The sequence below is a fragment of the Synechocystis sp. LEGE 06083 genome, from assembly GCF_015207725.1.
Classification (GTDB): Bacteria; Cyanobacteriota; Cyanobacteriia; order Cyanobacteriales; family Microcystaceae; genus Synechocystis; species Synechocystis salina.
The window spans coordinates 1-14,219 of record NZ_JADEWJ010000079.1 but is presented as its reverse complement, the minus strand read 5'-3'; the positions used below and the strand labels follow the sequence as shown (position 1 = coordinate 14,219).

General features: G+C 51.2%; 13 protein-coding genes and 1 pseudogene. 5 read left to right on the top strand and 9 right to left on the bottom strand.

Annotated features, from left to right (window positions below; translation table 11 throughout):
* Positions 1–419: pseudogene (locus IQ219_RS08105) on the top strand (hypothetical protein); the annotation flags it as partial.
* Here the strand turns inward: IQ219_RS08105 and IQ219_RS08100 are convergent.
* The 7 genes from IQ219_RS08100 to gltD all read right to left on the bottom strand — a co-directional run bounded on the left by IQ219_RS08100 (position 382) and on the right by gltD (position 8,710).
* Positions 382–2,388 (bottom strand): serine/threonine phosphatase, encoded by a 2,007-nt coding sequence (locus tag IQ219_RS08100; protein ID WP_194072293.1) that lies wholly within the window; start codon positions 2,386–2,388, stop codon positions 382–384. The pseudogene IQ219_RS08105 and the gene IQ219_RS08100 sit on opposite strands and share 38 nt — an antisense overlap.
* Positions 2,389–2,751: 363 nt before the next feature.
* Positions 2,752–3,477 carry a hypothetical protein gene (locus IQ219_RS08095; protein ID WP_194072292.1) on the bottom strand — a complete coding sequence of 242 codons (726 nt, stop codon included), beginning with the start codon at positions 3,475–3,477 and terminating at the stop codon, positions 2,752–2,754.
* Between the two features lie 34 nt (positions 3,478–3,511).
* Positions 3,512–5,518, bottom strand: a complete 2,007-nt coding sequence (locus IQ219_RS08090; RefSeq protein WP_194072291.1) for a ribulose bisphosphate carboxylase small subunit — start codon at positions 5,516–5,518, stop codon at positions 3,512–3,514.
* A gap of 131 nt (positions 5,519–5,649) precedes the next feature.
* Entirely contained in the window at positions 5,650–5,952 is a 303-nt protein-coding gene (locus IQ219_RS08085; RefSeq protein WP_010871404.1) for a EutN/CcmL family microcompartment protein, read from the bottom strand.
* A 32-nt stretch (positions 5,953–5,984) separates the two neighbouring features.
* A complete protein-coding gene (locus IQ219_RS08080) occupies positions 5,985–6,320 on the bottom strand; it encodes a carbon dioxide-concentrating mechanism protein CcmK (RefSeq protein ID WP_010871405.1) in 336 nt (111 codons plus the stop codon).
* Between the two features lie 128 nt (positions 6,321–6,448).
* Positions 6,449–6,760 carry a carbon dioxide-concentrating mechanism protein CcmK gene (locus IQ219_RS08075; protein WP_010871406.1) on the bottom strand — a complete coding sequence of 104 codons (312 nt, stop codon included), beginning with the start codon at positions 6,758–6,760 and terminating at the stop codon, positions 6,449–6,451.
* A gap of 465 nt (positions 6,761–7,225) precedes the next feature.
* The gene (gene gltD / locus IQ219_RS08070) at positions 7,226–8,710 is read right to left on the bottom strand and encodes a glutamate synthase small subunit (protein WP_194072290.1); all 1,485 of its coding nucleotides are present in this window, start codon (positions 8,708–8,710) and stop codon (positions 7,226–7,228) included.
* A 77-nt stretch (positions 8,711–8,787) separates the two neighbouring features.
* Here gltD and IQ219_RS20365 point away from each other — a divergent pair, with 77 nt between their 5' ends.
* From IQ219_RS20365 to IQ219_RS08060, 3 genes are all read left to right on the top strand, one after another.
* Positions 8,788–8,910: a hypothetical protein gene (locus tag IQ219_RS20365; protein WP_255512812.1), complete on the top strand. Its 123-nt coding sequence runs from the start codon at positions 8,788–8,790 to the stop codon at positions 8,908–8,910.
* A 77-nt stretch (positions 8,911–8,987) separates the two neighbouring features.
* Positions 8,988–10,313: an ankyrin repeat domain-containing protein gene (locus IQ219_RS08065; RefSeq protein WP_194072289.1), complete on the top strand. Its 1,326-nt coding sequence runs from the start codon at positions 8,988–8,990 to the stop codon at positions 10,311–10,313.
* Between the two features lie 54 nt (positions 10,314–10,367).
* Entirely contained in the window at positions 10,368–10,856 is a 489-nt protein-coding gene (locus IQ219_RS08060; RefSeq protein WP_228016805.1) for a Tab2 family RNA-binding protein, read from the top strand.
* 175 nt (positions 10,857–11,031) lie between these two features.
* Here IQ219_RS08060 and IQ219_RS08055 read toward each other — a convergent pair whose 3' ends face one another.
* Together IQ219_RS08055 and IQ219_RS08050 are read right to left on the bottom strand one after the other, a co-directional pair.
* Positions 11,032–11,391, bottom strand: a complete 360-nt coding sequence (locus IQ219_RS08055; protein WP_190597581.1) for an IS630 transposase-related protein — start codon at positions 11,389–11,391, stop codon at positions 11,032–11,034.
* 167 nt (positions 11,392–11,558) lie between these two features.
* Positions 11,559–13,019 (bottom strand): TM0106 family RecB-like putative nuclease, encoded by a 1,461-nt coding sequence (locus IQ219_RS08050; RefSeq protein WP_194072288.1) that lies wholly within the window; start codon positions 13,017–13,019, stop codon positions 11,559–11,561.
* A gap of 234 nt (positions 13,020–13,253) precedes the next feature.
* On the opposite strand from IQ219_RS08050, the gene IQ219_RS08045 reads away from it, so the two are divergent.
* Positions 13,254–14,219, top strand: a 966-nt coding sequence (locus IQ219_RS08045; protein ID WP_194072287.1) for an ATP-binding protein, incomplete at its 3' end; no start/stop codon positions are given.

Sequence of the window (14,219 nt, the reverse complement as noted above, 5' to 3'; positions counted from 1 at the left end):
TGGTTTACGTTGAGATACCAAATAATTTCGGTTTAATGATGCCCTGGCAAGATTGGCGCATTGGTCTGCCCCTACTGCTGGCGACCGCCATTATGATTTACCGGGGCTGGCGCCTTAGTCGGGTTAAGTACTGTGCTGTGGACCAACATTTTGTACGGGCAAATTTGGACAATCAACCCCTGGGAAAAGTACCTACCGACGCGGTGGAAGCCGTATTAACGGTGGGGCAGGAAAAGCCAGAAATTTTGGTCTTAACCGCCAGCCACAGTCTAGTCATTCCCTCTTTCCAACGGCTAGAAGAAGCCCTCACCTATACCTGTATCCTCAGCAAGGCGATCGATGCATTTGTCTTAGCCAAACGTCAACCAGAAGCCACTGAAACTACCATACATCCAAAGGAATTTGGGGACGAACCTTAAGCCGTACCAATACGCCGGTCAAATTATCGTGGCCATTGTATTCATTGGCCGCCTCCATCAATTTTCTCAGTCCCCGGTCCACGTCTTGACTAGAGCTAACATAGGGCAGGAGTAATTCTTGCCAATGCTCCTCGACAAAATCATTGTCGGAAATGCCATCAGAACAGAGCAGAATCAGGCAATCTTCTTCAATTTCAAAGATTTGTACATCTGGTTTGATATAGCTACTACTGTGGGGACCTAAGGCCTGGGTCAACTGATAGGCATCGGGGCGGGCATAGGCCAAATCCGGCTCCAGTCCGTTGAGGATGGCCTGTTGGCCCACTTCGTGATCCACCGTCAACTGTTCTAAACCGTTTTTGCGGGTGACTCGGTAAATACGACTGTCCCCCACGTGGGCGATCGCCATGGTGGTGTCCTTAACCAGCGTCATTACCAGAGTGGTGCCCATGCGGCCACTACCGGAGCTGGCATTACTTTGATTAACTTCGTAAATTTTTTGGTTGGCCAGGCCAATGCCTTCAGCAATGGTTTTTTTATCAGGCAACTTATTGGCCATGACAATTTGGAAATATTCCAGCAGGGTTTTGACCCCCATTTGACTGGCCACTTCCCCGGCGGCATGGCCTCCCATACCATCACAGACTACATAAATTCCTTGGGCTTTGATGGTCTTGCCATGGTTGTTGCGATGGGTTTCCACATCTGTTGTGATGCCAAAAAAATCTTCATTGTGCTGCCGGTGCCCACCCCGGTCAGTGTAGCCCGCATCCACCAGGCTAATTAACTGCATAGGCAATACCGCCGTGGGGACATCGTCTACCTCTTCCGAGTCAAACACATTGGCATCGGGCATGGTCACCGGGTTAGTACCGGAGGGAATTTCATCCCTTTGCAGAGCGCTTTCCCCACTTTCGATCGCCGCAAAAACCTCATCTGGAATCTGCTCGAAATCCACTTCATGGATGGTGAAATCTTCCCCTTCTTCCTCCACCGTAATCACCAAATCTTCGATGTCCGTAAATAAATCGTCCATGTCTTGGTACTCACCCTGGGCCGCTTTTTGTAATATCGCCAACAATTCTTCTCCCGCCGAGGGGACCGGACTAAAATAACCATGTAATAGATCGCCAAATTCCTCTAGGGAAACCGGAGAGCTGCCATTGGCATAAATTTGCTCTAGGGCGATGTTTTGGTCTTCGTCCACCCGCAGATTTTGCGCCATCAACAGTCCTTTCCCCCAGCCGGCTGAGGCAAGTTGATGCCAGAGTTGGAAAAGTTGATTAATCCAGAAAACCATTTCCAGCCCAGGCAGGGAGTCCCCTTCGTCCCGCAGGATGTCTGCCAACACATCCCATTCAGAACGGTCTTCCATTAACACAAAACCATAATCTCCGTCACACCAGGCATCGTAGGCTTCGGGGATTTTGGGCACCAATTCCGGAAAGCGAAAATAAGGAATAATCGCCTTGGGTAAATTCAAGCTCGACCAGGTGTCATCGGCCATAATTTCCCCGTCGGACATTTGGGGTAATCGGGCTAACAGGTCTCCCTGTTGGGATAATAATGCTTTCAGTACGGATGGTTGTAGGGGCTGGCAATCCACCACCCTACTTTTGAGCATAATTTGTTCCCCTCCCCCAAACTCACCAATGGTAAAGGGATTTTCTTCCACGGGAGTCAGTAATTGGTAGCGTTGACCCACATCAATAAAATTTTCATAAAGCTTGATCTTTTGGGGATCAAAACTTTGCTCCGGTTCCCCGTCCGGGCCCACTGCCACTGGCACTGTCACCAACACCTTTAATATCTGACCGGCGATCGCCCCACAATGGGGACAATGGGCCTCTCCGTACTGCACCATTTCTCCACACTGATTACAGGGACGTTCCTTCAGGGACGCGCCACATTTTTGGCAAACACTGTCACGGTTAGGATTTTCGGCGGAGCACTGGGGACAAATCAGCATAATTTAGGCGAGACGCAATGGACTGAGGTAACTGGGACAAATGACAACCAGTTTTTTCCAGAAAAAGCCCCACTTTGCCCATAAAACAACAATCAAGCTGCGCCGGGACAAAAACCGTGACTACAGGCGAGGAGGGGAGATTTCCAGGGAGACGCTAATTTTTCAAGACTATCTCCCCCATGGTAAATACCTTATCTCAAAAATCAGACACTACTTCAATAAACTCTGCTTTTGTCGGCATTACCTCACTTAATAATCGGTTTAGCCAGTTCTTAACTCCCATTATTGGTGATATGGCTCCCCTAACGCCTCATGTGGGGTAAAGACTTTATGTAATGGTGCGATGGTTTGATGCTCGTCAATTTAGGAACCAGAATATCGTCGTTCCGGAAACAAAGTTAAGAGCAATTGATTAATATAAACCTGACCCACCACGGGCGGCTTTTCCTTGATTTCTTCTGGGACTAACGGCGTAGTGGTGACCACAGTTGGAGCGGTTGGTACCGACTCCCTAGGGAGTTGATTGGGGGGAATATGTTCCTGTGGTTGGGCAGGATCTGGCATTGTTTCCTTTGCCATGGATTCTTTGGGTTTATCCGAGGGGGAATCCGTCCTAGGGGCAGGGGGGTCGTTGTCCCAGGGGGAAGGAATCGGGGCGATGGGATTTGCTATCGAAGCGGAATTTTCTTCGGTAACGCTATCACTAGTTGGAGCACTGGCGGTTACCGTCTGGGCACTGACAACCCGATTAATTAGTAAAGATCCAGGGGGAATCAGGGCCTGGGCATCAATGTTTTGTTGAAAAACGGTGCTCCGGGAACCGAGGCAGGCTGTTTGTCCAATGGTCACTGGCCCAATGAGCAGACAACCAGGGGCGATCGCCGCCTGAGCTTGGATTTGGACATCACCGGCATGGGCGGTAATTACACTGCCTAAACCAATGCAGACCCCGGCGTCAATGGTAATTTGACAATCCGGAGCCGCTTCTAAAATAACCCCCGGAGCAATCACCGCTGTTTCGTGAATGACCACGTTACCACTCACAAAATATTCAGAAAGACTAACACTGTGAACGGGCGGTAACTGCATGGCAAAATCCGGAGGGCTGGTCGACTAGTGGTTACTAGGGACGCTGAATAATGGTTTCCAACACCCGTCGTTTAGCCGCCGGATCAATGCCCAACAAGCGGACATATTCGCCATTGTGGTCTGCCAAGCAACCTTCTAGGGCCCGCAACACTTCCGACTCGTGGGTACTGGTGATGGGGGCACAACTCTGCCAGGATTTGGCTTTAAAGCGGCGTTTATCCGTATGTTCGGTGCCAATTTTGTAACCTTGGGCCAGGAGGGAACGCACCTGGGTGACCACACTATTGTCTAAACGCACAGCGGAGTTACCATAGCTGCTGCCGTTGCTACCGCCAAAGCCATTGCTGGAAGCACTACCAGTGCTACTAACACTAGCCGAAGACGGCGATCGCCCGGAAGTAACGTTATCCCCCGGACGTTGGATAATTTGTTCCAACACCCGTCGTTTTGCTCCCCGGTCAATGCCGATAATCCGCACATACTCCCCGGCATGGTCAGCGAGGCAGGCTTCCAATTTGGCTAAAACTTCAGCTTCCCGACCCCCGTCAATGGTGGGACAGGTATCCCAGGATTTGGCTTTAAAGCGACGTTTATCCGTGTGTTCGGTGCCAATACTGTGACCATTAGCCAGTAACCCCCGCACCGTTGCTACTACCTCTGGGGTTAAACCACCACCGCTGCTATTACCGGGGGCACTCACTGGAGCCGATTTATAGGTGCCGGCGCTGCTAGCACTGCTGGACTTGCTGACACCATTGCCATTGGGACGGTGTACAACAATTTCTGCCAGTCGCCGTTTACCCGCCGGATCAATGCCGATAATGCGTACATATTCATTGGTGTGGTCAGCAATGAAACGATTTAATTCCTGCAGAGCTTCCCCTTCCCGATGACTGCTAATAGTCCCCCCGGTCAACCAAGAGCCGGTTTTGAAGCGACGGGCGCTGGCATATTCCAAACCAATTTTGCAACCCTGGTGCAACAGAGCGCGCATCTGATTAGCACTGTCCCCAGCTAAGCTTCCTCCCTGGGCCGCGCTACTCCGGCTGGCACTGCCACTGCTCAAGGCCTTGGTCGTGGTGGTGCCCCGACTGGGGGAACCGGGTACATCGCCGGGGCGTTGGATAATCACTTCCACCACCCTGCGCTTGGCCCCCTGGTCAATGCCAATTAGGCGCACATATTCCCCCGCAAACTCCTGGAGCCAACCTTCCACCGTGGCAATGACCTGGTCGGGGCGGAAACCATCGGCGGTGCCACAGCTCTGCCAAGATTTAGTTTTGAAACGTCGTTCGTTGGCGTGCTCTGCCCCAATACCATAGCCCTGGGCCAGGAGGGAGCGGATCTGGTTGGTAATGTCAGAATTAATACTCATGTTGTCTATGGAATTTATATAGGGAGTTTCGGTAACGGGGGTAACAGCGGGGAGGGACTCCGGCAAAACACAGACGGCGGGACTATTCCCCTGGGTCGGGGAAGAACTTTCCCCTTGCATGGCCGCAATCTGCTGGACAAAATGGCGATCGCCAGCTTGCACATCCGGCAAACTATCTGCTTGGTGTTGCTGGGTAATCATGGCACCGGAGGGCACCAACTTGTTGGGGGGAATTTCCACATTCTGGACAAGGGAATGCATCATCACCACCGCCCCGTCCCCCACCCGTGCATTGAGCACAGTGGAACGGAAACCAATGAAGCAATTAGCCCCTAGGTAAGCTGGGCCGTGAATCAAAGCCAAATGGGCCACACAGGTGCCCGGCCCAATCCAAACAGAATATTCCTGGTCATCGTCCCCCAGTACCCGACCAGTTTCTAGGCCGTGGATTACCACTCCGTGCTGAATTAAAGCATTATTGCCAATCCAAAAGGGGGTGCCCTCGTCGGCTCGGATGGAGCTACCAGGGGCAACACTGACCCCAGGTTGAATGCGCACATCCCCCACCACATTGGCAAACGAATGCACGTAGGCCGTCGGGTCAATTTGGGGGTCTGCTAAATGTTTGGACCAAGGCCTGGAGGCCAAGGCGGTGCGAGATCCCATGCAATAGTTCCTCCTAGATACAGCGAACAACCAGCCCAGGGGCTTTGCTAGCACTGCATCGGGTTCAAATACGTCCCAAGCAAAACCCTATTCCCCCAGTGGATAGGAAGGATGGGAAAAGGGGGGGAGCACTATCTCCCATCATCCCTCTTGTTATAGAGGGAGCCACTAGCCACATTAACCGTGTCGATAATGCCCACCACCATGGCATCCAGGGGGCGATCGCCATTACCCCGTTCCTTACGGGCGGCACTACCCCGGGCCACCAGCACCCATTCATTCAAGCCTGCCCCCACCACATCGCCGGCCACCTCATAGCGTTCTAGGGGTTGGCCTTTGGTGTCGAGGAACTGAACCAGAAGCAGCTTGACGCCGGTCAAGTTTGGTGTCTTCGATGTACTGACCACGGTCCCCAAAACTTTGGCAAGTTGCATGGCTTAATTGGGCTCAAAATTTACAGGGAAAACTAACGGCGGATAATGGAAGGGTTAACGATTTCCCGGAACTGTTCCACTGCTTCGGTGTAGCGAATGGGAAGAACATACTCTAGGTTTTCGTGGGGACGGGCAATAATGTGGTTAGACAAAACCTCACCACCGTTCACCCGACGGATGTTCTCGATGCCAGCGGTAACCGAGGCCTGCACTTCAGACACGTCACCCCGCACAATCACGGTAACCCGACCGCTACCAATTTTTTCGTAGCCCACCAGGGTAACCCGGGCGGCTTTCACCATGGAGTCGGCGGCTTCCACAACGGCGGGAAACCCGAGGGTTTCAATCATTCCAACTGCAATTGACATAGGTTTAAGTTACTCCCAGGGAATATCAAATCAAAAAATCAAAATTACGCTGATCAGCGCCCACGGCTCAGGCTCGGCAGTGCCGGCTATTCTGTGTAGTTGACTACCGATCGCCAAGCAAAGGGGAATTAATATGTCCGAAATTGTTCAACTTCTTCGGTGTAGCGAATGGGAAGGACGTATTCCAGGTTTTCGTGGGGACGGGCGATGATATGGGTGGAAAGCACTTCGCCACCGTTGACTCGGTTAGCGGCTTCAATACCAGCGGAAACAGAAGCTTGTACTTCGGACACATCCCCCCGCACAATGACGGTAACCCGACCGCTACCGATTTTTTCGTAGCCCACCAGGGTAACCCGAGCGGCTTTAACCATGGAGTCGGCCGCTTCTACAACAGCGGGGAAGCCACGGGTTTCGATCATTCCAACTGCAATGGACATGGGGGATAGTCTCCTAGAATCGTGAAAGGGCGGGTAAAAGTTAGCAGGCGAGTTCGACTGTGGTCAGAGGCAGAGCCGGATCTGGCCATTCCCACCAAGGGAGCAAAACTCAGAACCCGATTGATTGCCTAACAGTCCACAGTAACAGCTTTGGTGAACGGAAAAATCAAGAGAATTTCAGAGCAGATCTTAGGAACCCAAGACAAACCCCCGACACAAAAAGTATCGGCTCCTGACAGACTTTCCTGCTGTTGAGGTCGAATTTAGGAGGATAAATAAAAAATTTACGGAAATTTGATTATCTACCCTATGAAAAGCATAGGAAACCTTGGGCCCTTTGACAATATAAGGGATTATGATAATTTTTAATTCGACTGTTCAGCATTGCTAATCAAAAAAAATTAGGGGGCGATCGCCGCTGCCGACGCTCATTCATATGATCAATTAACCGATGGCTATGGGCACCTAGGGGAGATCCGTTTCCCCCATGAGGTAAACGTCACAGGCTTTAGCCGCCCCTCGACCTTCATTGAAGGCCCAGACCACTAAACTTTGACCCCGGCGACAGTCCCCAGCGGCAAAGACACCAGGAATACTAGTTTCATACTGGCCATATTCGGCTTTGATATTGCCCCGGCCATCTTTAGCTAGTTTCATTGTGTCCAGCAGTTGACTTTCCGGCCCCAGGAATCCCATGGCCAGCAGTACCAACTGGGCCGGTCTGACCTGTTCCGTACCGGCCACTTGCTGGGGAATAAAGCGTCCCTGATCATCCTTTTCCCAACGCACATCCACCGTGTGCACCGCCTTAACCCGCCCTTGGTCGTCCCCTTCAATTTTAGTGGCGGTGGTGAGATAACTGCGGGGATCGTGCCCATAGACGGCGGCGGCTTCTTCCTGGCCGTAGTCCATTTTGTACACTTTGGGCCATTCTGGCCAGGGATTATTGGCGGCCCGTTCCTCGGGGGGTTTGGGCATAATTTCCAGTTGCACTAAGCTTCTGCAACCGTGGCGGAGGGAAGTCCCCACGCAGTCAGTACCAGTATCTCCCCCACCGATGATCACCACGTCCTTGTCTTTGGCACTAATAAAGTCCGGACCGGCAGCCTTATTTAAAATTGCCTTAGTGTTGGCGGTCAAAAATTCCATGGCAAAGTGAATACCTTCCAATTCCCGACCGGCGATCGCCAAATCCCTGGGCTTAGTGGCACCGGTACAAAGCACCACCGCATCGTAGTCTTTGAGTAGGGTTTCTGGGGGTAAATCCTTGCCAATTTCGGTATTGCAAACAAAGGTGACTCCTTCCGCTTCCAGTACGTTCAACCGGCGGAGCACCACCTCTTCTTTGTCCAACTTCATATTGGGAATGCCGTACATGAGCAAACCACCGGGGCGGTCTTCCCGTTCGTAAACCGTCACCCAATGGCCCGCCTTATTCAGTTGGGCAGCGGCGGCCAAACCAGCGGGGCCAGACCCCACCACCGCTACTTTTTTCCCAGTACGTTTTGCGGGTGGTTCCGGGGTCACCCAACCTTCCTGCCAACCCTTTTCGATGATGGAATATTCAATGTTTTTGATGGTCACCGGGGGATTGTTGATGCCCAACACACAGGAGCCTTCACAGGGAGCGGGACAAACTCGACCGGTGAATTCGGGAAAATTATTGGTTTTATGGAGGCGGTCTAGGGCTTCCCGCCACAGGCCCCGATAGACTAGGTCGTTGAATTCCGGGATGAGGTTATTGATCGGGCAACCACTGGCCATGCCACTGATCAAATTACCGGTGTGGCAAAAGGGCGTGCCGCAATCCATGCAACGGGCCCCTTGGGTTTCCACCTGTTGGTCGGGCATGGTTAGGTGGAATTCGTCCCAATTCCTCAGGCGATCGCCAGGGCTTAACTCTTGGGGAATTTCGCGGGTATATTCCAGAAAACCAGTGGGTTTGCCCATGCTCGTAGTTACCTCTTGTGGTGGGGGCCATCGCCATAAATTGGGGCTTAAGCCTAGTTTAAAGCAGTTCCCAACCAATGGAGGGTAACTTTTATCGAGATTTGCTGGCCATGTTGCTTTTTGTTACAAATCCCCTCGCTACCATCACCCTAGGTTGTTGGCAAAAATCCCCGACGGGGGAATGCCCAGGCCCCGAATAACAATGATATTTTGGGAAATGGGCAATCCAAACGGGCAAAAGTCAAAGCATTTTTACTCAAAAATCAGCAATCAAACCATGGTCAATCCCATTGTGGTAGCGGCTAAACAGGGTCAATGGCAATTGGTGCAAAAACACTTATTTACTGCCACCCCAGACCAGGTTAATCAAAGGGATGCCAGGGGACTGACAGCTTTGATGTATGGCGTAGCGGCCCTGGAAATGATCACCGTCAAACAACTACTCCAAGCGGGGGCTGACCCCAACCGCTCCCGGCCGCCCCATGGCATTACCCCCCTAATGTTGTTGGCGGGGCTACAGTACCACCCCAATGACGCTGAAAAAAATCTGGCTCAACAGGCGATCGCCGCAGTGTTAATCGAATTTGGCGCCGAGGTAAATCAAGGCAACGATGACGGTACCACGGCGTTGATGATGGCGGCCTATCGCAATAATTTGCCGTTGGTGGAAACCTTATTAAGGGTAGGGAGCAAGGCCCAGATCCAGGATCAACAGGGCACAACGGCGCTGGAATGGGCCATTAAACAGCAAAATCTGGCCATGGTACAGAAGCTGGTAAGGCACCAAGCTAGGCTGGATCTGAGGGATGGGGATGGCAATTTACCCCTGACCCTGGCCATCAAAATAGCTGGCCAAGCCATCGTTGATTGTTTACTGCAAGCCGGTGCCCCTTGGGATCAAAATGGTTGGTTCACAGCGGTGGAGGAAGGCAACACTTTTGCCGTCCAAGCATTAATTGAAGCTGGTTATCCCCTCGCCCAAGCTGGAGAAGCCGGAGATACAGCCTTACATCTGGCCTGTTTGGAAGGTTATGAACCCATGGTGGCGGTTCTATTAAAAAATGGCCCCAGGGATATGGTGAATACGGTTAATCAAGCGGGGGACACGGCCATACATTTGGCGATCGCCCAGGGACATTTGGGGATTGTGGGTCAACTTCTCAATGCCGGGGCCGATGGTAATTTCTCCGGCAAAGGGGAACCGCCACTCCTCACAGCTCTAACTGCCACCCATGGGGATGCCCAGACCCAAGCGGCCATGGTTAACGCCCTAGGGCAGGCAGGAGTTGACCTCGATCAAACCCTATGGGAGGGAAAAACCCCTTTAATGCTGGCGGCCATGGAAAATCTGAGTGCCGTGATTACCACCATTGCTAATTATGCTGTCCAAGTTAACCGTGGTGATCCCAGCGGCTCCACTGCACTGATGTGGGCTTGTCATCGGGGCCATGGAGAGGCGGCGCAAACCCTACTGGCTAAGTTCCCCGCTTTGGACGTTAACCTCAAAAACCAGGGTGGGCAAACAGCCCTCGATTTAGCACGCTTGAATCGTCATTGGCCCATTGTGGCGTTGCTGGAATCCCATCTTTCCTGTAGCGCCTAAGCGCCTAATTGTTAACTAGAAACTTTGTTCGACTGTAATTTTCACTTCTCAACCATGGTTAATTCTCTGCCCTCTCCTCCCCAACCCTTGCCCGATCATCTACTGGGGGAAAGTTGGCAATTTGTCGCTCTGCCGGCCCAGGATATCTGGCCCTATTTTGGCGATCGCCCGATGCGTTATCAAGCCATGCCGGAGCATTTGTCCCCCCTCCAGCTAGGTTTAGCCGCGGATTTGTCCATACCCGGCGTGGTTATTTATGGTGGCCGCCAATGCCGTCAGATTGGTCAATGGTTAGCAGAACAACAACCAACAAGTCTGCTCTATATTGCCGAAGACCCCCAACAATCAGGAGGACTGGTACTTCATACCCAAACCGGCGATCGATGGGTGATGGTCACCTTTAAAGACGGGGAAATGGCCACAGCGGCGGGGGTATTTAATCAGCGGCAACAAAAGGCCAAAGGCTTACATTTTTTATGGCTCCAGCCCGATGATTCTGGGGTCACCACCACCGGATTTTGGTTATTGAGAAAGCAAAAATAGAACTCCATGCTTTGCGTCTAATCTTATTTCCCCCCTGCTTTTTTAGGAATGAGTAGGTAGATTATTTATGCTTAACAGAGTCGCTAAGGTATCTGAGTAGCACAGCAAAATTTTTACGTAAGTATTGCGACTGTTTCATCTGTATCAAGTTAATTGGAAATTTGCTGTCAATTGTTTAGTTATCCCTGACATTATCATTGTTTTTCTTTCTCTCTTTCTTGATAAAGTAGCCATTTTTTCTCCTAGTAATTTTCATTTTCTTGAATCTATAGCATAGAGTGGCGGGGGTCACGCCAAACTTTTGGGCCCTTTCGATCAATGGGGTGTGGGGATTTTTTTCGACGTCTTCTTCTAGTTCCTTCACATCTATTTTTCGGCGGCGATTTTCCACCTTGGTGGGGGCTAAATCTTCCCTGCCCAACCAACGATAAATGGTTGCTTTGCTGACTTTGAATGTTTTGGCTGCTTTGGTTACACCACCACCTTCTTCTATGAACTGTATAACCTTCAATCGCAAATCAAGACTATAGGACATAATCGTTTTGATGACAGATAAATCGACGGTTCATTTTGTCCTATGGTAGCATAACTGCCTCATTCTTAGTTAAAGTAAGTCCACTGGTTGGCACTCTAACTCTGACCATGAAGATGTTGATACAATTCAGCCCAAGCCGTTGATCAAATCTGTGAATGTCCAACAAACTACGCTGCTAAAAATTGACTGAGCCAATCCTTTAATATCCAAGTAGCCCGGCAATCATCTTCGTTGTAACGCAAAATCAATTCTAAAAATTGGTGATCGCCACTGGTCAACCAATTATCATACCAACAGACTGATTGGTCGCCGCTGGCCTGGGCATCCCGCCACTGAAAACCTAACCAACTGGCTAAGGATTTGAGGGAATAACTTTCCACTGGACAAATCACATGGTTGGTGACGTAGTGATGCAAATCTACGCATTGATCTAACATTTGTTCCCGCAATTTAGGCGGTGTGCCGTAGAGTTTACCCAAGCGCTTGATGGTTTCCCGTTCATATTCGGAGAAATGATAAATAGGAGCATCGGGATAACTTTGAATTAAATCAATAAACTCTTGCCAAATAATGCCTTCTTCTTCTGGATTATGGGCCAAAAAACCATAGAATTTTTCCGTTTTTTCCTCTCGATTCACCACCACTACCCCCAGCAAATAATCCAAATTTCGTTCTGGTTCCGCTTCGATGTCGAAATATAATTCCACCGTCGCCTGGGGCAGGGGGGAGGCCACTGTGGTTTTTAGGAGAGGGCGTTTTTCCACCAAGGCCAAGGCCTGTTGCTGTAACTGCCTGGCGATTGTCGAGCCCATTAATTCCCCCACCTGGGCCGCCTGGAGTCGCGCTAGGGAGTCAATGGTCAAGACTCCCACCATTTGCAAGGATTCATAGCGGCTGGGGGTGACTCCGGGGACGAGGGAAAGGTGTTGCTGCTCCTGGGCAATGGCGTAGCAATGGTCATACCAGTGGCAGAGATTACACCGTTGGCGGGAAATAAATACCTCCGGTTCCCGTTGATGAATTAGGGTTTGCACACAGTCGGCTAGGGTTTGGTGAAAGCGGGGCAACCATTCCCACAAATCCACCGAGTAAGAATTACCCCGCCGCAGAATAATTTCTACCCAACGGGGCAACGATCCCTGATGCACTGCCAACAACTGGGCATAGAAAGCGGCTAGAATCTTGTATTCTGGTTTTGGCCGACGGCCCAACTGGATACTCACTGGCCGATATTGCCAGGGGCCCCAACGGGATTCACCGGCAATTTTAACCAACAGATGGGGATGGCCCAACAATTCTAGTACTGGCAAATGGCCGTTATGGTCGGTGTTTAAATTGACCGGCAGACTGTGGTAAAGATAACCCCGATAAATGCAATCCACTCCCTGGGCCATTAGGCTTTTCGTTTCCTGGGCCCGCTCCTGGCCAAGGTGGGTGGGGGTTTCGGGTTCCCGGTAATGGGGAAACTGTTCTTCCAGAACTTCTTGGATATGTCTTTGGCTTTCCTGACGTAGTTTGAGTAAAAAATCCCGCTCCGGGCGGCGTTCCTCACTGGAGCCGTGGGTGTTGAGATAGGCCCGGCGTTGACAACGTTTATAGTCCAGCAGGAGGGTATCGGTAACTAGCATAGGGGCCCAGTTCCTGGTGGACGGCAATTATTTAGGGTGGTTACCCCCCAATGGTTTTGATGCTGGCGGGGAAATTCACTGAGATCATCCACAAAGTTCACAAGTCTAGAGATTTTGCCCAAGTTACCCCCCATTATTCTACGAATCCGAAAAAAGTTGCAGAAGTCCTGCCCCACCAGGGATGATGTTAACTTGTTGCTCAACTCTGTCTCCTGTCGGTAAAGTTTATTCTCCATGACCACCCTGACCCCTTTTATCCCCTTAAATTTCCCGATTACGGCGATCGTTGGCCAAGAAGCGATCAAACTAGCCCTACTCCTAGGGGCGATCGATCCGGGGTTGGGGGGCATTGTGATTGCGGGACGGCGGGGCACAGCGAAATCGGTCATGGCCAGGGCAATTCACACCCTGTTACCCCCCATTGAAATTATTAAGGGCAACCGTTACCAATGCGACCCGAAAAATCCCGGCAGTTGGGACGATGACACCCTCGAAAAATTTGCCGATGTTCCCCTGGATCAGTTGGAAACCGAGGTCATTCCCGCTCCCTTTATCCAAATTCCGTTGGGGGTAACGGAAGATCGGCTGTTGGGGTCGGTGGATGTGGAAAAATCCGTTAAACAGGGGGAAGCGGTATTTCAGCCGGGCTTATTGGCCCAGGCCCACCGGGGAGTTTTATATATTGACGAGTTGAATTTGTTGGACGACCAAATTGCCAACCAATTACTAACGGTGCTAACGGAAGGCAAAAACCAGATTGAACGGGAGGGCATTAGTTTTCAGCATCCCTGCCAACCTTTATTGATTGCCACCTATAACCCCGAAGAGGGGCCGTTGCGGCGACATTTACTGGACCGCATTGCGATCGCCTTGAGTGCAGACGGTATTTTGGGATTGGATCAACGGGTAGCAGCGGTGGACCAGGTGCTAGCCTATGCCGATTCTCCCATTAGTTTTATTGACCAATACGACGCTGAATTGGACGACCTCAAAACCACCATCATTTTGGCCCGGGAATGGCTCAAGGAAGTAAGTCTAACCTCGGAGCAAGTGGGTTACTTAGTGGAGGAAGCGATCCGGGGTGGTCTCCAGGGCCATCGGGGAGAATTGTTTGCCATGCGGGTAGCGAAGGCGATCGCCGCTTTGGATGGACGCAGTGATGTGCAGGCTGATGATCTACGGCAAGCAGTGGAATTAGTG